Genomic DNA, 26,740 nt, shown 5'->3' with positions numbered 1-26,740 from the left:
ATGATAATCATTATCAATAGTACGTAATGCGCTACTTTTGTCCCTATTCCGTTAGCCCTGATGGAATACTATCGATAGTCTCCCGTTATGTTTTTTGTTTTACCACACCTAATTTTTGTAAAACATGATTTAAACAGTGCATAACGAGTTATTTATATGAGAAAAAAATACGCTAAGGCGTCTGTTTTATGTTGTTTAATTTCGCCTATGGTATGGGCAGAACATTCGTCTGGCGCGACAGAAGATGCTTTGATTGTGACGGCCAATAAACGGGAAGAAGCGTTAAATAAAGTGGATGGTAGCGTTCTGGTTAAAACAGGCGAAGAACTTGTACAGGCCGGTATCACTCAAGTACAAGATCTTGAACGCGCTTTTCCTGGTTTACAAATCCGCTCACGAGGTAATAGAACCTATTCAGCAACCACCATTCGCGGTATTAGTTCACCGGATTTCTATTCGCCTTCTGTTCGAATTTATGTCGATGGCGTTCCTCAAGATCACCAATTCCTAACACAAGAATTAATCAACGTGGAACGTGTAGAACTATTACGCGGTCCGCAAGGGACTTTATATGGCGGAAATGCACAAGCGGGTGTTATTAATATCATCACTCGTTCGCCGCAAGAAGGCCCTTGGCTTAATCTTTCTGGTAATTACTCCAAGCTGAAACAAGGTGGTTCTTTCAGCGGATCAATACCGCTTATTGAAGATCTCCTTTATGGTAGTACCAGCCTGCGTTGGGTAAAAGAGCTTGGGCAAATTGATGTACCAAATCGTGGCGATAAAAATATTGATTCCAGCAAAACCTGGCTTGGACGAGGGCAACTGACATTTGCACCAGAAGATTCTTCGTTCAGTGCTGAACTTAGCTTTGCTCATGAAGATCTCGATTCCCATGAAGAAGTCTATTTAAACGACGAACAATTTCGTCGGAAAGAATATGATGGCCCTATCCCTGATTTAACCCGTTGGGTTAACAGTTATGCATTCAAGGCTGAATATGATTTTGGCGACAGTGTATTAACCAGTGTGACTTCTTATCAGGATCGCGATATTTACCGTGATTTCATTGGTGGTAAATGGAAAGAGAAACACCATGCCACCACGCAAGAGCTGCGTTTGAACTCCAATTTCTCAAATGGGATTACCAGCGTTCTCGGTGGTTGGTTTTCAGATGAAAAGAATAAACATCATACCAGTGGTTACCCCGGTTACTATGGCAATGCGGCTAACACAATAAAAGGAAAATCGCTGGCACTGTTTGGTGAAGTGAAATTGCCCTTTGCTTCTCAGTGGGATCTGACCTTGGGTGGCCGTTTGTCCCATGAAAAATCGCAGATAGACTATGCTGGCCGTTCTGGCATGGCAGCAATCGAAGCTTTTGATAACCAAGTTTCCAGCAATGAATTTACGCCTAAAGCCGCATTGGGTTGGCAATTGACGCCAGATACCCGTTTCTATCTCTCTGCTACGAAAGGATATAAACCCGGTGGATTCAATAACATTGTCTACTCCGCCAATGATAGAAAACCCTACGATACCGAAACCTCAGATAATTATGAGTTTGGCTGGCATACCTCGTTCTTTGGTAACGCAGTGACGTTAGACAGTGCTGTTTACTACATTCGTTCGAAAGATAAACAAATTTATGTTGGTCCGATCGGTGCACAGTTTATACGCAATGTGGGTAAAGCAGAGAGCAAAGGCATTGAATTGAGTAGCCAAATTAAACCAATGAAAGGGCTGAAATTTTCTCTCGGGGGAAGTGTAGGCAAATCAAACTTCATTGATGCAACCGATACAGAGAATGGCATAAGTTATAACGATAAACGTCTGCCTTATGCGCCAGATGTCATGCTCAATGCAAGTTTTGACTACTTGATTGATCAAACGTTGTTACCCGGTAACCTCTATTTAAATGCCGGTGCCCGCTACTATTCAAAAAGCTACTTTAATGAAGCGAATACCCTTGAACAGGGAGGATACACCCTCTATGACGCTTCATTAAGTTTAGAAATGGCACATGGGATTAATGTAAAACTCTATGGCGAAAATCTGGGTGATAAAAAGTATCGTGTCTCCAGTTTCACCGTGGGGCCAAATACGCTCAGTATGATCAATAAGGGCTTGAATGTTGGGTTGGATGTGAGTGTCTCGCTATGACGCACAATATCTCCCATCCCCGCCATATATCGTTACTATTGTTGACGTTGGCGGGGGTTTACACCCTCCAAAGTACTATCGGCATGTTAACGTTACAAAGTATGCCAGCGTTTTTGCGTAGCCACGGCGTAACCCCGGATAAAATCGGCTTGCTCTACTTGCTGATGCTGCCTTGGGCATTCAAATTCCTTTGGGCGCCTGTTATAGAGCGCTATCGTAAATCTGGTTCGGGGGATACAAACCCCCGTCGTATCATGATTTGCGGAAATCTGTTAATTACCTTGCTTTTTTGTTCAATGTCACTGGCAAAACCTGCCGAACATATGCCGCTGATTATCGTCGGTCTGTTTCTGATCACCATTTGTTTGACCGTGGTGGATACCACCACCGATGGCCACGCTATTGACCGGTTATCGCCAAAACATCGCCCTTGGTGCAATGTTATGCAAGTTGGCGGCGGTTATTTGGGTTCTATCATCGGCAGCGGTCTGTTTCTATACCTTGTTTCACTGTATGGTTGGCACATTGGCGCCGGGGTGTTAGCCATAGTGATTCTATTGATGTCACTGCCTGCCCTGTTTTTACGGGAAACACAGGTAGAAAAAGCACCAACGGTTTTAAAAGCCCCGGTTGCCCCTTCTCTCAAAAATGCACTCCGTCGGGCGCCGGTTAGACAAGCACTGGTTTTGATATTGCTATGTATGATCGGTACGCGTCTTTCACTTGGTATGCTTTCGCCGTTTTTGATCGATCGCGGTGTGGATTTAACTCAACTTGGTATCATTGCCGCCAGTGGTGGTGCATTAGCTGGATTATCTGGTGTTCTGCTTGGTGGTATCATTGTACGTAAATTCGGTGCTATCCAGACTTTACTGTCTGTCATGCTGCTTGAATCTATCGTATTAGCCTGTATCTTCTGGCTTGCCCGGCAACCAGAAGCGCCGTTATCCCTGCTTTCAGCCGCATATGTTTTCATCACCTTAATCACCGCCGCCAAATTTGTTGCGCTGTATACCCAGATGATGTCGCTCGCTGCGGGTGCTCAGTCCGGTGTGGATTTTGCGTTGATGCAATCCGCAGATATGGGTATTGCAATTATCTGTTCAGTGTTGGGTGGATTGATTGTTACTAAAGCAGGCTATTCTGCCCTTTTCGTTCTTGCACTTCTCTTCACCTTCATTGCCTTGTTCTGGACATTGCGTAAATTCCATAATTTCCACAAGGAGAGCGTGAATGCGTAATCATGATACTTCTGTTCAGAGTTCGCCGGAGCAGCGTGCGGCTGATGCCGGCGTTATTAAAGAATTATGGTATATGATGCGCCCATACCGCACGTTGAGTTACGTTGCTATTGCACTTGCCATTCTTTCCGCCGGCCTGCAAATGTTGCCGGCGGCGGTTGCCGGGCTCATCACCCAATCTATCTATGACGGGCAATATGACACGCTATTGAATTATGGCGCTATGTTATTGGGATTTACATTTGCCGCTATGTTGACCTTTAGTGGTTCAACGTTTTTTGCTCATTTGATCGCTGCCGATGTGCAAGCTGATGTTCGCCGCAATATCAGCAGTAAGTTGAAGTCTGTCCCTTTGGGTTTTTTCATGCTGACCGACAGCACTGAAATAAAAAAGATGATGCTAGATGACGTCGAACAGCTTGAAGATGGTATTGCCCATATCATTCCAGAGATGTCTGCTACCTTATTCGGTCCATTGATTGCATTGAGTGTCATGTTAGCCATTGATTGGCGGTTAGCCTTAGCAGCCTTCGCGCCAACTTTGGGTGCCTGCCTGTTATTCGTCTATATTCAGATAAAAGTTCAAGCGACAACTCAGCGTTTTTATGCAGCCCAAAACCGTATTGCTTCAACAATGGGTGAAGTTATTAATGCGATTCCTGTGGTCAAAACCTATTCAGGCGGCAAGGTTGCGTTGCAACGCGCTGAGAAAGCGTTTACTGCCCTGACTCGGATTATTGATGTTTGGGTTGAGAAAGTACAGGTCAAATCCAGCCGGTTTTTCGTGTTATCCAGTGCTAACCTGTTGTTTGTCCTCCCTTTGGCGGTCTGGTTATTGAACCGACAAGAGATCACTTTATTCGAATTCACTTTCTTTATTTTGGCGGCAATGGCATTCGGCAATATTGCCTCATCTATGTTTGCTGTGATGACACGTTTGCAACAGCAAGAGGCATTGATCACACGCTATCGTTGGTTAATGAATCAACCTGAACTGGCACCTTGTACCCAAAGCCAAACACCAGCCGATCACAGCGTCGCTCTGCACAATGTCAGTTTCTCCTACCAAGATAAGCAGGAGAATGCATTAAATAACATTTCATTTTCTATACCGGCGGGCAGTTCATTAGCTTTAGTCGGTGCCAGTGGTTCGGGTAAATCTACTGTAGCGAGTCTTATCGCACGTCTTTGGGACCCTCAGCATGGTCAGGTTACTATTGGCGGTGTTGATATCCGTAATATGGATGAACCGACACTACGCAATAACGTCTCTTTTGTTTTCCAGCGTGTGTTTCTGTTCAACGATACGGTGGCTAATAACATACGATTAGCCCGTCCTAATGCCTCACAGGCCGAAGTTGAAACGGCTGCTATCGCAGCGCAAGCACATCAATTTATTCAGCAATTACCGCAAGGCTACGACACCGTACTGAACGGTGGCGTGAGTTTATCGGTAGGTGAAAAACAGCGTATTGCCGTTGCCGCCGCTATTCTAAAAAACGTCCCGATTCTTGTATTGGACGAAGCTACAGCCTATGCCGATCCAGAATGTGAAAAAGAGATGCAACAAGCGCTCAATGCTCTATGCCGCAATAAGACAGTGATTGTCATTGCCCATCGTCTACCGACTATCCGTCATCTTGATCAAATAATGGTTTTAGATAAAGGACAGATTATCGAACAAGGAACCCATGAAGAACTGGTCGCACAGCAAGGCGCATACGCCAGACAGTGGGCTGCTTGGCGGGGAGAAAAAACCGGGGCCGGAGCAAATTATCATGGGGCTATTTAATCGTCTCCAGCAACATCTATCACCAAAACTGCAAAGAGTTTGGTTTAAAGGATTGTTATATAAACAGTTTGATACCGTTGCGATTATGGCTCAACTTGCTATTGCTGCTTGGGCTATTACCCATCTAGGGGAAAGTGACAATCCTATGTTGCCGCTTATCACTTTGGGATTACTGGTTATTTTACTGTTGCTGCGGTTTACTTTTATGGCTCGCGCATTATGTAAACTCACCATTGCCGCCTATGGTTTAGGCATAGAAATTCGTCGCTCTCTGCTACAACACCTTGTCAGTATGTCTGTCGCCACTATTCGGGGATTGAGTGCTGGAAAAATAGCGTTGACGTTATCTGAAGATGTGCAATGGCAGGAAAATCAGTCAGCCTATACCACACCGCAAATCGCTTGTCAGGTGATGATGCTGACTCTCATCTACCTGGCTTTATTCTGGTTCGATTGGGTGGTTGCCGGTAGTGCATTATTAGTGCTGATGGTTGGGATGTTCATCTTGGGGGCTATCCGTAAAAAACTGGATGAAATATTGCGCTTGCGTGCCACTATGATGGCTGATGTATCCGAAGCTATCGTTGAGTACGCCCAAGGTATGTCCTTTATTCGTGCTGCGGCAGCGACCACGACGGTAGAACAGCGTTTTGACCGCGAAATCGACCAATTACGTGTCGCATTCCGCCGCGGGGTATTCAGAAGTATTCCGCTACTGAGCCTGTTTTACATCATCATTGATACCAGCGTGGTCGTTGGCATTCTGGCTGGCGCTCTGCGCTTTAATTCACCAGAAGCATTAACACTCTCAGAAATACTTATCACGATTCTGTTGTTGTTTGCCACGATGACCCCTCTACGTGGGATCATCCCCTTACTCAATATTACGGCCTTAACGCAAGTAGGTGAAACCCATATTGCAGAGATAGAAGCCGTTGCAACGCAAGCTTCCGGGCCACTAGCCGCGCCAGACAAATATGATGTTGAAGTGAATAACATCTCATTTAGCTATCCAGGTACGAATCAACCCGCTATCCAAAATGTGTCATTTTATGCGCCGCAAGGCAGTATGACCGCTATTGTCGGACCCAGTGGCAGTGGGAAATCCACACTGGCTTATCTGCTGCTCTCTTTCTATCAACTGGATAAGGGAGAAATCCGTCTGGGTGGGAATGATATTCATCATTACCAAACCCAGGCACTGTATGACACCGTTACTATGGTATTTCAGGAAACCGCACTATTTCAGGATACCGTCGCTAACAATCTCCGGTTGGGTGATCCCGGTGCAACCCAGTTAGAACTGGAGCAGGCTGCTCGCCTTGCCAATATTCACGATACGATTATGGCATTACCGCAAGGGTACGATACACCGCTAGGGGTGGATGGCGGTACTCTGTCTGGTGGCGAGCGTCAGCGCCTTGCTATTGCCCGGGCTATCTTAAAGCAATCTCCAGTTTTATTCCTTGACGAAGCAACAGCTTCTCTCGATCCCGAAAATGAACAGTTGATACAACAGGCGTTTGATTCTCTTACCCAGAATAAAACGGTCTTTGTTATCGCTCATCGGTTGAGCACGATAACTCGCGCTGACCAAATATTGGTGATGGATCATGGAACCCTTTGTGATAGTGGCACTCACGACGAATTGTTAGGACGTTGTTCACTTTATCAATCCCTTTGGGAAAACCATCTTGGCTCAGAGGAGCACTGGCATCTATACCCAAATAAGCCAAATAAGGTGTAACCCCCCGTTTTATAACCGTCATTATTTATAGGATATCTTCATGCACAAGGATCTTGTCTTTCCAGATTCACTGCGTCAGATCATATCTGGCCTGTTTACTCAAAAAAATACACTGGTGAATGATAACGACGATTTAATTCGCAAGGGGCTGGACTCAATGCAAATGATGGCATTGTTAAACCAGTTGAGGCGTCAAGGATATCGCGTCACCCTTCGTGAACTTTATCAAAAACCCACACTGTATGCCTGGAGCCAGCTTCTGCAACGTCATGCGCCTGTTACTCACACAGCACTTAAGCCTGATGCGGCGCAGCCACTGATTACAGATGCTCGTCCGTTCCCGCTGACCGCAGTACAACATGCTTATTTTGTTGGGCGTTCGCCAGAGCAGACGTTGGGAGGAGTAGGTTGCCATTTATATCAAGAATTTGACGGTATCGGGTTGGAACCTGAACAACTGGAAGCGGCAATTCATAGGTTGATTCAGCGACATCCGATGTTACGAGTGCGGTTTTTGCCCGATGGTCGCCAGAAAGGGATGGCTGATGCTTATTGGAAAAAATTAACGGTTCATGACCTGCGCAGCTTGACAGCAGAAGAACAGCAACAAGCGCTGAATAATATACGTGAACAACTAAGCCATCGGGTATTACAGGTTGAACAAGGGGAGACGTTCGATATTCAGCTAAGTCTGTTTGGTGAGAATCAGCACCGGTTGCACGCTAATATTGATTTGCTGATCATGGATGCTGCCAGTTTTAGCCTGTTCTTTACTGAACTGGCGGCATTAATTGTTAAACGTAACCTGCCTGTTATCCCTTCCGACTATGATTTTTGCAGCTATTTAGCGCAATATCAGGCTCAATTTGCGCAGGCTCGACAAGAAGCAGAGATATTCTGGCGTAACCGGTTAGATATCCTTCCCCCTGCCCCGCAACTCCCTTTGGCTAAGGAACCTTCCCTAATAAAAAACGTCCGCATTCAGCGCAGATGTTTCCGCTTGGCTCCTGAACATTGGCAACGTTTTAAACAACTTGCTCAACAAAATGGTGTTACGCCAACGATGGCATTGGCGACCGCATTTGCTGGTCTATTATGTCGCTGGAATCATGCCCCCCGCCTGTTGTTTAACCTGACATTGTTTGATAGAGCGCCGTTGCACACCGCAGTTGATAGCCTGCTGGCCGACTTTACTAATATTCTGCTATTAGATATTCCCGCTGATAATTTGCCGTTCTGCCAACTCGCTAAAGATGCGCAGGCAACATTTGCCGAAGCTTACGAACACCGCCATTGGTCTGGTGTAGAAGTTTTACGTGAACTTAAAAAACGCGGTAGTCATCCATATGGTGCGCCAATTGTGTTTACCAGCAATTTAGGCCGACCTTTATATGGTGAAAATACCCGTGATGTTCTGGGAAAACCAAGTTGGGGAATATCACAAACACCTCAGGTATGGCTGGATTTCGTTGCATTTGAACATGAAAACACGCTGAATATTCAGTGGGATAGTAACGATGAACTCTTCCCTGATGGGTTAATGGATACCTTATTTACCGCTTATCAGGGGTTCATTGAACATCTAACGGAAAACGCCACACAGTGGAGTAAAGAATTACCGGATCTGATGCCTAAATCACAATACCAGCTTCGGTATCAGATCAATGACACAACTGAACCTTTGCCGGATGCCCTTCTGCATGAAGGTGTGTTTTTGCAGGCAGAACGTACACCAAATATTGTTGCTTTGGTGACTAATAATAAGGAAATCAGTTATGGTGAATTAAGTTTGGCCGCTCGCTGGTTAGCAACCGTGTTGCAAAAAATGTCGGTTATACCGGGAGATCGGGTTGCCATTAGCATGGAAAAAGGCGTCGGACAAATTGTTGCGGTATTGGCGATACTTTATATCGGCGGCGTTTATGTACCGGTTCCTGTTGATCAGCCAGTAAACCGACGTCGTGCTATCTGCGAAAGTGCTGGAATTCGTATCGTTATCATTGATCCTGAACAACACATTGATCTTGAAAAACACAGTGATGACTGGTCACAAGATGTACACTGTGTTTCCTGGCATCAGGATGAGCAATGGCCACCTTTGGCAAACATGGTTAAGCGTGCGGTTACTGATCCGGCTTATATCATCTATACCTCTGGTTCAACCGGTATGCCAAAAGGAGTCGTTATCAGCCACCAGAGCGCACTCAATACCTGTTTGGATATCAATCGCCGTCATCAGGTCCAAAGTAGCGATCGGTTATTGGCACTCTCTGCTCTACATTTCGACCTCTCCGTTTATGACATTTTCGGTATTCTCACCGCGGGAGGTGCGCTGGTATTAATTAATGAAGCACAGCGTCGTGACCCATCAACCTGGGAAATGTTGATCGCGCGTCATCATGTGACGTTGTGGAATAGTGTGCCCGCACTGTTCGATATGTTACTGACCTATTGCGAAGGCATGGAGGTCGATGCGCCGAAAGCACTTCGTACTGTGATGTTGTCCGGGGACTGGATTGGCTTGTCACTGCCTGAACGTTACCGCGCCTTCAATCCTGATGGTGTTTTGGGTGCAATGGGTGGTGCAACAGAAGCGGCTATTTGGTCAAACGAATATATCGTCAAAGAAGTTGAAGCACAGTGGCGCTCCATTCCGTATGGCTATCCTTTAGCTAACCAGCGTTACCGTGTCGTAGGTGAAGATGGCCGTGATTGTCCTGACTGGGTTGTCGGTGAGCTTTGGATTGGTGGTGCCGGTGTCGCATTAGGCTACTTTAATGATGAAGAACGCACTTCCGCTCAATTTGTTGTCGATCAAGGGGAACGCTGGTACCGCACTGGTGATCTAGGTTGTTACCATCCTGAGGGCTGGCTTGAATTTCTGGGACGTCGTGATAGTCAGGTAAAAATTGGTGGTTACCGAATTGAATTGGGAGAAATTGATGCTGCCCTTAATCAGGTAATCGGAATCAGTAAAGGGGTGGCACTCGCCAGTGGCGAAAAAGAGAAGTCGCTAGTGGCGTTCCTTGAATTGGAAGGTGATTCTTTATGCCAACGGGTAAATCGTGCGCCTCAGTTACCCGCGGGCTATCGTGAGCTGTTCCCTGCAATGCACGCAATAACCGCAGATAGCAGTGGACCTCAAGTTGCAATGTTCCTGCTGGAACATCTATCTCGTCACGGTATTACCTTTACTTCACCGCAGTCACTGACGGATTGCTTGAAGCGCTATCAGCCCCAACCGGAATACCATGACTTGTTTGCCCGTATGTTGGCATATCTTTGTCAATGTAAGGTACTGGTTGAATCTACACAGCATATATATCAGGCCGGATGGTTACCTGCTACATCCAATAATGGGGCGATAGGTATCCCGGAACGTTGGCATGCTGTGCTACATGATGTTCTTACCGGGCAACAGACGGCGATCGCATTACTTGACGATCCGCAATTCGCACCGGAACAACAACTGTTTGTATTGCCAGAAACCCAGCAGTGGTTAGCAGGGTTGCAACAGGTCATCACTGCCCTTTCTCAGCGATTACAACGCCCCGTGACTTTGATGGAGTTTGATGCTCGCAGCGGTCGCTGTGCGCAGTGGTTGGCTGAGCATATTACTGATCAGCACTTCTGTTATCTCGGCTTTGAACGTTCTCAAGCATTGGTCAATCAGGCGCAAACACGGCTGAGCGGTTATGCTCATGCATCAGTACAATGTTGGTCTGAACGAAGTTGGCCTGAACAAGTTCCTGAATCGCTGCAACATCAGGCTGATATTATTCTGCTGAATAACGTATTACATCGGGAAGAAGATCCCGCATGTTGTGCCAAGGAATTGGTACCCCTTGCTCAACCTGGCGCGTTGATATTGGTAATGGAGTTGCAACAGGCATCGTCTCTTTCCCTGATTACGACTGAATTGCTTTCACCTCAAGGTATTCAATTACGTTCTGCGTCACAGTGGTTATCGCTATTACCACAACGATTGCCATTACAGGTTGAAACGCCAATTACCATCGGTAACCTTAATGTGTTATTGATGCGATCAAGTGACAGTGTCACCATTCCTGATCGGGAAAAAATTAAGTCTGTGCTGGCACAACATCTGCCGGGATATATGATTCCACAGCGCTTGCATATCATTCCTCGCCTGCCACTGACACCTAACGGCAAAATTGATCGTAAGGTGTTGTCGCAAGAACTACAGTCTGCGACAAAAACAGAGACATCATCACGCCGGAATGAAGTGGTTTTGTTAAATGCAGTTGAACAAACCGTTGCTGGCATTTGGCAACGTTTGCTCAATACAGAGCAACTGGGCCGTGACAGTGACTTTTTCCAACTTGGTGGAGACAGTCTTCTGGCTACACGCTTGGTTGGTGAACTGACACAACAAGGCTTCAAAGGTGAACTGGGCCATCTTTTCCGTAACCCACAATTAGCTGCATTTGCGGCTACGCTGGTTCCTCTGGCTGAAACCTCATCAGCAGCGTGTGCTCTGCCGAAAGAGCAAAATGAATACCACCCTTTCCCACTCACGGAAGTTCAGCAGGCTTATTTGGTCGGGCGCCATCCGGGTTTCGCTTTAAGTGGTGTTGGCGCGCATTTCTTTATTGAATACCGGATAGAGCAATTAGATGTTCAACGTTTAAATCGGGTGCTAAATCGTCTGATTCAGCGTCATCCAATGCTCAGAACCGTGGTTGTTAATGGGCAGCAACAGGTATTAGAAAATGTCCCGCAGTTCTCCGTCAAACAACATCAATTCATCAATATAACGCGGGCCGACACATTACGTGAACAGCTTTCACATCAGGTATTAGATGCCGGCAACTGGCCGGTATTCGATTTCCAGCTTGCGCAAGATGATGGAATTATCTCCCGGCTATTTGTCAGTCTGGATAATCTGCTATTAGACGGGTTGAGCATGCAGATATTGCTGGCCGAATTAGAACAGCTCTATCTCGACGAGCAACATGAATTGCCACCATTGAAAGTGACATTCCGGGATTGTGTGTTATGCCAGCAGCAAATGCCGACGCACCAGCATTCGCTGCAATATTGGCAGGAGCAAGTGAAAACATTACCACTGGCACCACAATTGCCACTGCGTATTGCCCCGGAAGAGGTTCAATCCCCACGTTTTGTGCGCTATAGCGATCGGTTATCTGCATATGAATGGAGCCAGTTAAAACAACATGCAGCGCCTTATCAGATAACGCCTTCCGCGCTATTAATTGCGGCTTATGCAGCGGTTCTTTCTGCATTCAGTACTAAACCGGAGCTAACGCTCAACCTTACCCTTTTCGATCGTCCGCACTGGCATGAAGATATTAATCACATTCTGGGTGATTTCACTTCTCTGTTATTACTGGCCTGGCGCCCGAAGAAAAATTGGTTATCAAGTGCCCGTAGATTGCAACAACAGCTCTGGCAGGATCTGGATCACCGTCACATTTCAGCAATTAGAGTGATGCGTGAATTGGCACAGAGCCGTAGCCCCGATGCGGCCATTATGCCGGTCGTTTTCACCAGTGCATTGGGAACACACCAAGGGCAATTTCTTTCGCATTCATCATGGATGAAACCCGTTTGGGGTATTTCCCAAACGCCACAAATCTGGTTGGATCACCAGGTTTATGAATCTGATAATGAACTTTGTCTAAATTGGGATGCTGTCGAAGAATTGTTTGAACCGCGTCAGTTGCAAAACATGTTCAATAGCTACATGACGCTGTTGCGTACCCTTGCGGCACAGCCAGAAAGTTGGCATGCAGCACTGGAACAACTGATGCCACGCCAGCAATCCGTGATGGTTGAAAATACTGCTGTTGCCATTGCGCCATCACTGAGTTCAGCGGGATATGACCCACAAATATGCAGCGAAATTCAACGCCTGTTCTTGTCTATAACAAATCATCCTATTAACGCACAACAAAACTTTTTTGAGGCAGGAGCCAGCTCGCTACAGCTAATTCAATTGCATAGCAAATTACAACATGCGGGTTTTTATCATCTTGCCGTGACTGATTTATTTGCTTATCCAACAGCAGAGACGCTCAGTTTGCGCTGCCGGAAGGATCCCCGCGACGGAAATCGCCAGTCGATTACCCCTCGTCAGCGTCAACAACAAAAGCGTTTGCAACAACGGGAAAGACGTCATAAAGGAGCTGCATAATGACTGATTTAACACCTCACTACGATAATTGCGATCCTATCGCAGTGATTGGCCTTGCCTGCCGCTTTCCGCAGGCGCCAGATAGCGATACTTTCTGGCATAACCTGCAACACGGAGTTGAGTGTACTGTTCCACTCTCCCGTCAAACATTATTAGATGCAGGTATTCCTCCTGAAGTTATTGAGAGTGAAAATTTTGTCAATCGGGCAGCGATATTAGAGAAGGCGGAACAATTTGACGCCTCGTTGTTTGGTTATTCACGTCAGGAAGCGGAGATGCTCGATCCTCAACAGCGTCTTTTTCTCCAGACTGCCTGGCATGCCCTTGAGCATGCCGGTTATGCACCACGCCATGTCCCGTTGAAAACCGGTGTTTTTGGTAGTAGCCGAGTCAGTACTTGGCCTTCATGGTCACAATTTTCCATGACTGATGTTGGCAAAGTTAAAGGGCTTCAAGCGTTAATCAGTAACGATAAAGATTATCTTGCGACACGTACCGCGTATAAATTAAACCTAAAAGGCCCGGCACTGACGGTACAAACAGCGTGTTCAAGTTCACTGGTTGCCGTACATATAGCTTGTGAAAACCTGCGTGCCGGTGAGTGTGACATGGCGTTGGCTGGTGGTGTGGCAGTTTCTTTCCCGCAAGAAAGTGGTTACTTGTATCAGCCGGGAATGATCTTCTCCCCTGATGGGCATTGCCGCCCTTTTGATAGCCAAGCAAATGGCACCTATGGTGGCAATGGCGTTGGTGTTGTCACGCTAAAACGCTTAAGTGATGCTCTGCGCGATGGCGATCCCATCATGGCTGTGCTACGTGGCAGTGCAATTAATAATGACGGCAATGAGAAAGTTGGCTTTACTGCCCCTTCGGTTAACGGTCAGCGCAACGTTATTATCGAAGCACTTCAACTGGCGGATGTCAGTGTTGATGATGTTGGGATGATCGAGGCACATGGCACAGGAACGCCTCTTGGCGATCCGATAGAAGTTGACGCGTTACACAGCATATTTTCTGACCGTAGTGTGGCGGTACCGCCTTGTTATCTTGGCTCAGTGAAAAGCAATATGGGCCATCTTGATACGGCTGCCGGCATTGCTAGCTTGATTAAAGCGGTTCTGTCTGTTTGGCATGGACATATTCCACCGACGATCAATGTTCAGCAACCCAACCCAGCTTTACGGTTGGAACAAAGTCCATTCAAGCTGGCAACACAAGGGCAACGCTGGACACAAGCATTACGTACCGCGGGCGTCTCTTCGTTTGGTATTGGTGGTACTAACTGTCATGTCGTCGTGCAATCATTGCCAGAGAAATTACGTCGTCACCGTGTCCATCATGCGCAGACTTCGCCTTTATTGCTCTCTGCTGCTTCTGAATTTTCATTACGTCAATTGGCCCAACGTTATGCGGCTGCACTCAATGGTGCACCAGAGCATCATGCAGATTTGGCATGGACCGCATTACAGGGGCGTGATTTTTCATTACCCTGGCGTTTAGCGTTGACGCTAACGCCACAGAGTGCTGCAAATTTATCCGCTTTTGCCAACAAGAAACCAACACAAAATGTTTTCAGTGGGCAAATCAACAGCGAAAGTAAGCAACTTTGGCAATTTAGCGGCCAAGGTTGCCAATGGTCTGGCATGGGAAAAGCAATGTATGCCAGCTCTCCTGTTTTTTCCGCTATGTTGGATCGTTGCTGTGCAGCCTGTGCATCAGGGTTGGCATTGCCATTAAAAGCCGTGATGTTCGGAGAGCATGATGCCGCATTAGCCACCACCGAATACGCACAACCGGCAATTGTGGCGCATCAGATTGCACTGGCGGCACATTGGCGGGCGCTTGGATTGAAGCCTGATTATGTATTGGGGCACTCGGTTGGAGAATTTGCCGCTGCCGTTGTTGCCGGGATTCTCACACCTGAACAGGTGATGCCGCTCGTTGCGGTACGAGGCAAACTGATGCAAAGCTGCTCCCAAGGGGGCGCAATGCTGGCGGTTTTTGCCAATGAAGAAGAAGTACTTCCGTTCGTTTGTTCGCTGGCATTAGATTTGGCGGTTTGCAATGGCCCACAACACTGGGTTTGGGCCGGTACAGCGACGGAAATTGCTACTTTGGCGCAACGTCTGGAACAACAGCAGATTCGTTGCCAACGTCTAAACGTTGCCTGTGCAGCACATTCAGCCATGCTTGATGGCGTACTGGAGGCATTTTCTCTGCGTTGTAGCCAGTTGCAACCTACATTGGGGGAAATCCCGCTGATTTCTACCCTGACAGCCAATATTGCAACGGCTGAACAATTGGGTTCACCAGACTACTGGCGTAACCATATGCGTCAGACCGTACGCTATTACCCGGCGGTTGAATTTGCTCGCCAGCAAGGGGTGACATTATTCATGGAGATGGGGGCTGATGCACAATTAACTGGCATCGGGCGGCGTGTCAGTCTGCCACAGGAAACCTGGATTGCTAGCGTACAGCGCCAAGGCTCTCCAGAGACAACTCAGCAAACGGCTCTTATGCAACTTTACTGTGCTGGTGTGCATCTTGACTGGCCGCATCTTTTCTCGCTTACTGGGGAAAAATGTCATGCTCCGCTCTATCCATTTGATGAGCAGCATTATCGCTTCCCTGCAACCAAATCTGTGCAGCCCACAACCAATATCAATACTGGACTTGATGTCAATGCTCTGCTCGATCCTGCCATTGAGCAAAACCCCGATGCTGCAACACTACGTGAGTTGTATACCGATGCATTGGTATATCAATGTCATGGGCGTGATACTGAACAAGGTTTCAGTGCTATCGACACTATTCGGGCTGGCCGTCTGCAACCTCGTTGGCGCCCTTTGTTGGAACAATTGCTAACCTATTGCGTCCAGCAAGGTTATTACCGGGAAGTTTTTGGGCCAACAACAAGTAAAATGTATCGTCCTGATCGTCCCCTGCCATATGCCAAACGTAGATTATTAGAGGCACGTTTACTCACTGCTTTCCCTGCTTTGATTTATGCGGGTGAGCGTCTATTTGCCCTGTTAAGCGATCGTTGCGATCTGCCGCGTCAGTTTGTATCAGCACAAGCTGCAACCAACTCATGGCTTCCCGCACCACAACCGTGCCCCGATACCCACTATGCCCTACACTGGCGTACAATAAACATCACAGATAACCCAAGATCTTCAACGGCATATACTCTCCGTTCTTCAACTGAGAATGACGAGATAGTTAATCATTGGTGTCAGGCGGGTATTCATTTACAGCCAGAAAGCGGAAATATCTTATTGCTACTTACTGGCAGTGATGTACTTGAATTATGCAATCAAGTTATTACCGAACTAAAACGTGATGAAGAAATACCATTAACCGTTGTCACCTGTGGCGCTCAACCGGAAACCACCTTATCACCAGAGAATATCAATCCAGCTCAATATGCTGTCTGGGCATTGTTACGTGTCGCAGTTGAAGAATATCCCCATCGTCGTATTCAAGCGATTGATATTACTGATATCAACGATGCTGACGCTTTGTCATTAGCGCTTGGATATTTAAGTGAACATAACCGTTGGCTGAGAATACGTGGCAACCAAGTCTCGGTACCCGTTTTACAACGTCAATCCTTACTGCTTTCTCAACAGCCGATGTCGATTCCTCATCAGGGTTGGCATATCGTAACTGGGGGAATGGGCGGAATTGGTCAGATTTCCATCCGTTGGTTGTTGGCTCAAGGTGCACGTAGAATCGCGGTACTTGCCCGTCGTCAACATGCGGATTGGGATGCTTTTGTTCAAGAGTTATCACTGAATATTGAATGTGAGATCCGCTGGATTAACGTTGATGTTACTGATACGCCAGCTTTGTTAAATGCAGTGCAGACGCTGGCACAAGAGGATGGTATCGCCGGGGCAATTCATGCGGCGGGTATCGCTGATCACACCCAGTTGGCAGAACTTGAACCTCAACGTCTGTCACAAATGTTATCGATAAAAGCCCTAAGTGCATCGGCATTGCAAATTGCTCTTAAGCAACATAATGCACACTATCTGTTGCTCCATTCTTCTGCCGCATCAATGTTAGGTGCTCAAGGGCAAGGTGCTTATGCCGTTGCCAATGCTTACCTGGAATCTTTGGCGCTGACAGCACCGAGTCCGTTGATGGTAAAAACACTGGTTTGGGGTGTTTGGGGAGGCGTTGGTATGGCCCGCGAGCGGCGATTAGTGGAAAAATTGGCACAAGATGGCATGTTACCGTTCAGCGTCAATGAAGGTATCTGGCATTTTAATCAATCTCTGCGTACCGCATCTCCTTGCTATCTGGCAATACGGTTAGATGAGCATCATCCTGATATTTCGCGACGTTTACAGGCTGACACTGCTCATATCCATCCAGTGGCAACCCCAGCTCCTTCATACTCTGTCGATAACACGCTGTATCAGGACAGTGAAGAACGGCTTAATTGGTTGCGTCAACGTATTGCTGCATTGCTACGATTAGAACAGCCTGAATGTTTGGCACCGCAACAGGACTTACTGCAATTTGGTTTGGATTCCCTGCTGTTCCTGGAGCTAAATGCGGTGATCCACCAGCAATTTGGTTTCAGATTAACTGCCGAGTTGGCTTATCAGAATATGACTTTAGAGGGGCTTAATCGACTTATTGGCGACGCATTACCTGAACAACCAGTAACCTGTTCTCAGCCTGAGATCATTATTGACAGCGCCCAACGTCATGCTCCATTCCCGTTAACACCCATTCAGCACGCTTACTGGATTGGTCGTACTCAGGCCATTGATTTCGGCGGTGTCGCGTGTCACGTCCTATTTGAATGGGATTTGACACTGGATAGTTTTGATATTCCGCGTTTTGAACAGGCATGGAATGCTTTAATTCAGCGTCATGGCATGTTGCGCATGGTCGTGGATGAAGACGGACAACAAAGAATTTTGTCTGAAACGCCTTGGTATGTGTTATCACAAGATGATTTGCGGATGTTGGATGAAATCGCTTGCCAACAGGCGCTGGTTCAGCGTCGTCATACGCTTTCTTACCAAGTCCCGCCAGCAGAACAGTGGCCGTTGTTTGAAGTTTCTGTTTCTCTGCTACCGAATGCACGCTGTCGCTTACATATGAATCTGGATCTGTTGCAGTTTGACGTACAGAGTTTCCGGATCATGATGGACGATTTGCAACGCGCTTACCACCAGCAACCCCTGATCCCGCAGGTGTTTACTTTCCGTGACTATGTGATGGCGGAACAAGCTCAACGGGCAAGTAAAGAGTGGCAGGCATCATGGGCATATTGGCAGGAACAATTACCTTCGTTGCCTCCGGCGCCAAGATTACCGCTGAATCCGCAACTGCCCCAGCGTAGTCAGCCACAATTCACAACTTATGAAGGTCGATTAGCACAATCTGATTGGCAAATGCTTAAACAACGCTGGCAACAATGGGGCGTGACTCCTTCTGCCGGTCTGCTGACGCTGTTTGCTCATACTCTGGAATGGTATAGCCGTCATCCGCTGTTTACTCTCAACCTGACATTCTTTAACCGGCAACCTTTCCATCCAGAGGTTCAAGATCTGATTGGTGATTTTACCTCAGTCATGTTGATGGATTTTGATTTACGCAAAATAATCTCCTTGCGTGCCAGCATGGAGAAAACACAAGCTTTGCTGTGGCAACGGCTGAGCCATAACTATGTCAATGGTGTTGAGGTGTTGCGAGAACTTGGCCGTCAACAAAATGGTGAAGCTCAAAGCAGGCAACCGCTGACGCCGGTAGTTTTCACCAGCATGTTGGGAATGGCACAAGAAGGCGTCGCCATTAAACAATCCATCACTCAGTTACTGGGTGATCCAGTCTTTGTTCTGAGTCAAACCCCGCAAGTCTGGCTGGATCATCAGGTCATGGAAGTGGATGGTGATTTACTGTTTAACTGGTACTGCATGGATGATGTATTGGCACCGGGGGTTATTGAAGCACTATTTGCCGTTTATAATGCTCTGTTAGTGCAAATTTGCCATCAGCCTGACTGCATAGAACATTATGATCTTCATATCCCCCCTTCCGGTCATACCCGTTATAACTTCTGGCCGCAACAACCTGAATTGCATCAAGCTGAACAATATTTGCGTACTAAACCTGAAGTACGGTTGGCAGAAATTCAGCCACGTCAGGACGACACGCAAGGTTATAACTTATGGCTGGTGGCAGAAGATAATTTGCCATTATCGCTACCAGAACCATTGTCAATAAACACCGATGTGTTACCGCTGCCTGAGTTGGCAGAACAACAGTCATTTGAGCGTTCCTGGCAACACATTGAACAGCAAGCGTTATTTGGTCTGAGCCAGACATTACTGCGTCATAATCTGTTCACTTATCCTCAGCAATGTCACTCTCGTGCAGAGATTGAACAACGTTTACAACTGGCACCACAGTATCAGCGTCTTCTTACCCAATGGCTGACGTTATTAAACAACCAAGGATTGATTGAAAAAACCGCTGATGGATACCGTTGTCTGCAACCGCTTACTCATGTTCTTGCTCCTACAGCAAAACTGGACGATGCCGTATGGTGTCAAAAGATTAGCCGTTATGTTGCAACATGTATCGAGCAACATGATGCCCTGCTTGCCGGGCGAGGTAATGCGTTGGAACTGCTGTTTGCCGATAAACAGACCACTGCCAGCCTCTATAGTGAGAATCCAGCGTTACGATGCCTGAACCAAACTGCCGCTGAAATTGTCCGGCAATTGAGTCAAGTATCTGATCATTTCACTGTACTGGAAGTCGGTGCAGGAACTGGAGCAACCTCATCGAAGGTGCTTAAGCACAATGCACAATCGATTGAACGCTATCACTTTACCGATGTTTCGCCGCTATTCCTGGATGATGCACGCCAGTTGCTCAATCATTATGGCGAAACTGTAAAATTTGCGCTGTTCGATATTAATCAGCGTATTGATTTTAGCCAGCATCCTGAATCCGGTTATGACCTGATTATGGCGGTTAACGTGTTACATGATGCAACCCATCTGCGAAACACCTTGCAACGCCTGTCACGGTTACTAAAAACCGGTGGATGGTTGCTGATTATTGAATCGACGAAACGCGAAAGTGCGATGCAACTCGCCAGTGTTGGTTTTATTGAAGGCATTAATGCCTGGAGTGATGATCGCGGCGATAGTGCATTGATGGCGCTTGCGGACTGGCGTAAGTGCTTGGAGAAATCTGGCTATCGGGTTTCATTGGAATGGCCGGGGCAAGATGGACCAGAACTGCATCAACAACTGATTCTGGCGCGTGCTGAACGGCAAACACGGCTCAATATCAGTGAAATAGCGGCACAATTTTCCACTTTGCCTTATTCATTGCATGTTCAACAGCAAGAACAATTACCATTGATCATGACCGCTAAAGAGAGCGTAGCACAGCGATCAACTCTGGAAGCAGTACAACCGGAAACAGCGGATAACCAGCTCCATGATAATATAGAGCAGCAGGTAATCGCGCTCTGGTGTTCACTGCTTCCTCAGCCAATACAGCGCCACAGTGATTTTTTCCAAAGTGGCGGTGACAGCTTAATTGCTACCCGAATGGTGGTGCAATTGCGTCGTCAAGGTTACGAACAGGCAAATCTGCAACAGCTTTTTGAACATCCTAAATTGAGTGAGTTTTGTCGCACCTTGCGAATAGTTGAAACAACACCCGCTACACAGGCTGTTCCACTTGAGGCTAAGCCAGCATCGGAGCAGACGCTTCCACTGACTGCGTTGCAATATGCCTATTGGTTAGGCGAAAGCCAGCTATTCCAATTTGGTAACGGCATTGCGCATTTCTACGCTGAACTGGCTATTAACGATCTTGATCTGCCACGTTTTACCGCAGCTTGGAACCGTGTGGTGAGCCATCATGCGCAATTACGTGGCTATGTGAAGGATGGGCAATATCATATTCTGCCGGAAGTGCCCTGCTATACCCCGACGGTAATTGACTGTCGTAACATGATGCCTGATCAACGCGAGACAAAACTCGCTGATGCCCGCGATATCTTGCGCACTAAAGGTGTTCCTAGCGATAACTGGCCGCTGTTTGATTTGACGCTATATCGTACTGATGACCGGGTATGTTTATTGCATTTGACTATCGACCTACTGGTTGCTGATGGCAAAAGTCTGACGTTAATCCTACGCGATTTGCAACGCGGATATCAGGAACTTAACTGGCAGCCAGAACCACCGGCAGCGACTATTAGTGACTATATTCAAGCACTGGAGGATGAGAAAACGGGGGAAGCCTGGCAACAAAGCCAGCAATATTGGCTTAATCGCTTACCTTATCTGCCTGATGCTCCTGTGTTACCGTTAAAAGATCATCAGTCACAAGAACTTAATCAACAATGTCTGACGGGATATATCAGTCCGCAACAATGGCAGCGTTTGCAACAACGTGCAGCAGAATACCGAGCTTTACCATCACAGGTTATGCTGACGTTATTCACCCATATTCTAGCGGTATGGAGCAACAGCGAGCATTTCACCATCAATGTTCTGCATGGCAACCGACTGTTAATGCCGCAACATTGCGATACGCTGGTCGGAAATCTGTCTACTACATCATTATTGGAAGTGGATTTACGCAATAGCACAGGATTCAGTGACGCGCTAAGTCGGATACAGAAACAGTGGTTAGCTGATCTGCAACATGCTCTATTTGACGGACAACTGGTACTCCGAGAGAAAAATCAGCACCGTCACAATCTAAACGCCGGTATGCCGATTGTGTTCAACGATACAACCGGTACTGCGGGCCAGGGGCCATCAGGGCTGGGAACGCTGAATCTCTTTGGTGCGCAAACACCTCATATTTATCTCGACTGTATGCTGATTTCCGGTTCAGATGGTGGCGTTATCATTCAATGGGCAATTTTGCCGCAACTGTTCCAGCCACAAGTTGCAGAAAACATGTTTGCGCATTATCAGGCTAGTGTCGTCGCCCTGCTTGAACCCGATTACCAATGGAGCACCTTACTTCCAGAGTGGCTCCCGGTAAGTGATCGGATTTTGTGCCAAGATAGTAATGCGACAAAGAATGTGTTTCCGCCCCACACACTCTGTTCGTTAATTGAGCAGTCGGTAAATCGCTACCCACAACGTACCGCTGTAGTCGATGCTTATCGTCAAATCGATTACCGCACTTTGTGGTCACAAAGCCTGACGCTGGCTGCCCATCTACAAGCACAAGAAAATCAGCATTCGCCTCTGATTGGCGTGGTGATGGAAAAAGGTTGGGAACAGATTATCGCGGTTATAGCGATTTTATTGGCGGGACGGGCTTATCTACCTATTGATGCCAGCTACCCGCAACAACGCATCCATCAGCTATTGGCATCAGGAGAAGTTGATATTGTATTGACTCAACCTAAGTTTGCTCAACAGCTGAGTTGGCCTGATGGTGTACAGGTTATCTCTCTGGATGAAATATTACTTAACCGCTTGCCGAAAAATACCGGTGAACAGCGTTTGTCTGCCCATCCTGAGGATTTGGCTTATGTGATTTTCACATCAGGTTCTACTGGCAAACCGAAAGGCGTGATGATAGATCATCAAGGTGCTGTTAATACCATTCTTGATATTAACCAACGTATTGCTCTCAATGAACACGATAGCGTACTGGCAATATCAGAATTGACATTCGATCTTTCAGTTTATGATCTGTTCGGTACTTTAAGTTGTGGGGCAAAACTAGTTATTCCTTCTCCTGGTGACAGCCGACAACCTGACAAGTTATTGACGCGGTTACAACAAGAATCAGTCACAGTTTGGAACTCTGTTCCGGCATTTGTACAACTGCTTGAGGAGTACGCCAGAGATTATCCGCACTCCTTAGAGAGTCTGCGCTGGATATTGATGAGTGGTGATTGGATACCAACCAGTTTGCCAGAAAGATTATCTGCCCTTCACCCTGCCCTGAATATTCTTAGTTTGGGCGGTGCAACTGAAGCGTCAATCTGGTCTATTGCCTATCCTATCGTTCAGGTTGATCCAAACTGGCGCAGCATTCCATATGGAAAACCACTGGCTAATCAGACTTTCTATGTGCTTAATGCAACGCTTTCACCCTGCCCGGTTTGGGTAACGGGGGAACTCTATATTGGTGGACAAGGGTTAGCGCTAGGCTACTGGGCTGATTTAGAAAAAACTGCACAAGCCTTTATTACCCATCCTCAAACCGGTGAACGGTTATACCGCACTGGTGATTTAGGGCGCTGGCGGCCAGACGGTAATATTGAGTTTCTGGGACGCAATGATCATCAGATTAAGATTCGTGGCTATCGGATTGAGTTAGGCGAGATCGAACACCGCTTATGCGAGCATCCGGATATACAACAAGCGTTAGCGTTTGCACATACTACGTCAACCGGTGCATTGCAACTCGTTGCGGGTGTGCGTTTATCTGATGAAGCCCCGCTATCTACAGAGCTTTTACCGGTTCTGCCTCATTGGTTGCAACAGACCTTGCCCGTCTGGATGTGTCCACAGCGATTTATCATTCTTGATACGATCCCTGTATCCGACAATGGCAAAATTGACAGACGCGCATTGGCAGTTTTGGTTGAGGAAGCGACACAGGATATCAATCCAACATCAGTTGCTTGCAGTGTGATAGAACAAGCTGTGTTGAACCTTTGGCAATCAGTATTGGAACAACAAGCTATCAGTGTGCATGAGAGTTTCTTTACGTTAGGTGGAGACTCTCTGGCGGCGGTACGGTTAATGGTGAAAATCAATCAGACTTTTGACCGTCAATATCCACTCAGCCTGTTACAAACTTACGATACCGTACACTCTTTGGCTGAATTCATTGAACATCAGCCAGAAAACCCTTGCCAAGGGGTGATATTGAACGAGGGAAGCGTTGAACAACCTGCCCTGTTTATCGTCCATCCTATTGGTGGGCATCTGTTAGGGTATCGTCATTTAGCAGCCAATTTCGGTGACCAACGCATGATTGGGTTGGCATTTTCGCCAGATAATTTAAATACAGATACTCCTTCTGTGGCAGCGTTGGCGGCTGACTATATCAGTCAAATCCGAGCTTTCCAGCCACAAGGACCTTATGCCTTGGCAGGATGGTCGTTCGGTGGATTGGTGGCTTATGAAATGGCTCATCAATTACGTGCGGTGGGTGAAAGTGTTTCTCAATGTATCCTGATTGACTGCTTTGCGCCAAATGTGCGCACCGATTTGACGCTGAATGAAACATTTTGTCATCGTCATTTCTTGCTCGATTTGCAGGGGCAATTCCCTGGTCTGACGTTGAATAATCATGTTATCGCAGCTGATACTAAGACTTTCCTTAATGCGTTGCACGATGCCTTGCCGCAATCTGCCAAGATTGATAGCTCGCTGACCGCACTTTATGACGTGTGGCGTCATAACCTGAATGCGTTGCTTGACTACTGTCCGCCGCAGACTTCACAGCCTTTCTGGCTTATACGGGCAGCACAGGCACTACCTGATTTTATGGATTATCTCGATCCAACCACTATCGCCTCAATCGATCTTGGCTGGCAGGCTTTTGGGCCAGTCAATGTGACACAACTTGCGGGCGATCATTACACCTTGTTCCAACATGAACATGTTGGCTCATTGGTTACTTGTCTGAAAGATATCTTGAATTCAGTACCAACCACTAATTTTGTTAAGGAGAACATATGATAAAGCCACGGCGGGTTCTGATTGCCGGTTCGAAATTTGGCGAATTATATCTTAATGCGTTCTTACAACCTCAGTCTGGTTTGGAATTAGCCGGTATTTTGGCACAGGGCAGTGCTCGCTCGCAGCAACTTGCCTGTGATTTTAATGTGCCCCTATTCCGCTCACTGGATGAACTACCAGATGATATTGATATTGCCTGCGTGGTAATACGGGCGGAGGTTATTGGCGGCAAAGGCGATCAGCTCACTCAGGCACTTTTGGCGCATGGAATTTCTGTCATTCAGGAACACCCCCTTGATGCCGAAGCCATTAAAAGACATCAATTAACCGCAAACAAACATGATGCAATGTTTTGGGTAAATAGCTTTTATAGCCAATGTCATGCTGGAAGAAGTTGGTTACATGCGGCGCGGCAAATCACTCACTTATCACAGCAACGTCCGGTAAGTGGTTATCTGACAACCAGTCGCCAATTGCTATTTTCCGCGCTCGATCTGTTGTTACAGGCATGTCACTGTCCGGAACAGATGGAGATAGTCTATGTCGGTCAGCGAAGCAGTGCATTTCATTGCTTTGAACTTAGCTTCGCAGGGACAACAGTAACATTAAACGTGCAATCCTATCTGGACCCGAGAGATCCCGATATGCACAATCTGGTAATGCATAAAATGACGCTGATCTGGCCTGTCGGTTATCTTACGCAGGAAGCCAGTTACGGGCCGGTCATCTGGACACCCGTTCTTCATGCACCTGATCATCTGAACAACGAACAAAGCCTCTACCTGAATGCCAGCCAGCCGGATGATAACTATCTGTACCAAGCAACATCACAAATTCTTTGTCCGGCAACCAAAAACTGGATGACAGCATTTGAATGTGATGGTGCTAAAGGTGTGGCATTTCTGCTCAATACCTTAGGTTCTGTATTGAACGGTGCCCTCTGCCCACCGGCTTTTGCTTACGATTACCAACTGCGGTTAGCAGGTTTATGGCAACAAATTTTGCGTATTATGGGAGAGCCTGTTACTCAGGATTTATCGTCCCCTGTTTGGATTGAGCCAGCAAAATTGATGTTAACTAAGGAAGAATGTTGATGACGTGGTCACTCCCTACACACCCGATGATTCGTCCTTGCCTGACGACTCACGGCAAACCCAAATACACGCTGTTAATCTGCCCCTTTGCCGGGGGCAGTACCAATGCATTCCGCCACTGGTCCACACTAGAAAATTCAGATATAGCGGTTTCACTAGTGATTTACCCCGGACGAGACAGTCGTATGACGGAAAAGGCAGCCACCAGTATTGCGACATTGGCGCAATCACTTTCTGACCTGATGGTGTCATTCACCTCCGCACAAAGAGAGAACCTGATACTTGTCGGTCACAGTATGGGGGCCCAAGTTGCTTTTGAAACTTGCCAACGCCTTGAGCAACAAAATTGTTCACCCAAGGCGCTGGTGCTTTCGGGGTGCCATGCACCTCATCTTCAATCCCGCCGCCAACTTAGCGGATTACCTGATCATGAGTTTATTGAACAATTGATTGATATCGGCGGTTGTAGCCCGATTTTGCGAGAAGATCCCGGCTTGCTTGCGCTGTTCTTGCCGATGCTACGGGCTGATTTTCTTGCTACGGAACATTATCACCGGTTCGTTCAGACTGACGCGATAAAACTGCAAACACCAACATTGCTGCTTTATGGCAGTGAAGATAAAGAGGCTTCTGCGATAGAAGTTCAGCAGTGGCAACAATGGCTTGCAGACGGAGAGCAACACCTTTCATATCGCTACAAGGAGATTGTAGGCGACCATTTTTATATTACTCAAGAACCTGAGAATTTTATTCGCCACGTTACACAATTTATACAATATGTTTGTTTACAGGAGTTCGCATAATG

Annotated in this window: 8 protein-coding genes; all 8 read left to right on the top strand. The window is 47.0% G+C overall.

Annotated elements, in window-relative coordinates; genetic code table 11:
• The first annotated feature begins 156 nt into the window (after positions 1-156).
• From LG003_RS01950 to LG003_RS01915, 8 genes are read left to right on the top strand one after another with little or no spacing between them, the layout of a single operon-like run.
• Positions 157-2,163: a TonB-dependent receptor gene (locus tag LG003_RS01950; protein ID WP_262980052.1), complete on the top strand. Its 2,007-nt coding sequence runs from the start codon at positions 157-159 to the stop codon at positions 2,161-2,163.
• Positions 2,160-3,404 (top strand): MFS transporter, encoded by a 1,245-nt coding sequence (locus LG003_RS01945; RefSeq protein WP_112879129.1) that lies wholly within the window; start codon positions 2,160-2,162, stop codon positions 3,402-3,404. The genes LG003_RS01950 and LG003_RS01945 overlap by 4 nt, the downstream gene beginning before the upstream one ends.
• Positions 3,397-5,196, top strand: a complete 1,800-nt coding sequence (locus LG003_RS01940) for an ABC transporter ATP-binding protein (protein ID WP_262980051.1) — start codon at positions 3,397-3,399, stop codon at positions 5,194-5,196. The genes LG003_RS01945 and LG003_RS01940 overlap by 8 nt, the downstream gene beginning before the upstream one ends.
• Entirely contained in the window at positions 5,096-6,943 is a 1,848-nt protein-coding gene (locus LG003_RS01935; RefSeq protein WP_262980050.1) for an ABC transporter ATP-binding protein, read from the top strand. The genes LG003_RS01940 and LG003_RS01935 overlap by 101 nt, the downstream gene beginning before the upstream one ends.
• A gap of 40 nt (positions 6,944-6,983) precedes the next feature.
• Positions 6,984-13,121 carry a non-ribosomal peptide synthetase gene (locus LG003_RS01930; RefSeq protein WP_262980049.1) on the top strand — a complete coding sequence of 2,046 codons (6,138 nt, stop codon included), beginning with the start codon at positions 6,984-6,986 and terminating at the stop codon, positions 13,119-13,121.
• Positions 13,121-24,841 carry a non-ribosomal peptide synthetase/type I polyketide synthase gene (locus LG003_RS01925; protein ID WP_262980048.1) on the top strand — a complete coding sequence of 3,907 codons (11,721 nt, stop codon included), beginning with the start codon at positions 13,121-13,123 and terminating at the stop codon, positions 24,839-24,841. Before LG003_RS01930 ends, LG003_RS01925 begins: the two co-directional genes overlap by 1 nt.
• Positions 24,838-25,935 carry a Gfo/Idh/MocA family oxidoreductase gene (locus tag LG003_RS01920; protein WP_112879125.1) on the top strand — a complete coding sequence of 366 codons (1,098 nt, stop codon included), beginning with the start codon at positions 24,838-24,840 and terminating at the stop codon, positions 25,933-25,935. Before LG003_RS01925 ends, LG003_RS01920 begins: the two co-directional genes overlap by 4 nt.
• Entirely contained in the window at positions 25,935-26,738 is an 804-nt protein-coding gene (locus LG003_RS01915) for a thioesterase II family protein (protein ID WP_240000852.1), read from the top strand. The genes LG003_RS01920 and LG003_RS01915 overlap by 1 nt, the downstream gene beginning before the upstream one ends.
• Positions 26,739-26,740: the final 2 nt, after the last annotated feature.

The sequence above is a fragment of the Photorhabdus kleinii genome (assembly GCF_025384885.1).
In the GTDB taxonomy this organism is placed as follows: domain Bacteria; phylum Pseudomonadota; class Gammaproteobacteria; order Enterobacterales; family Enterobacteriaceae; genus Photorhabdus; species Photorhabdus kayaii.
The sequence above is the reverse complement of the archived record's forward strand: the minus strand, read 5'-3'. Positions and strand labels throughout refer to the sequence as shown.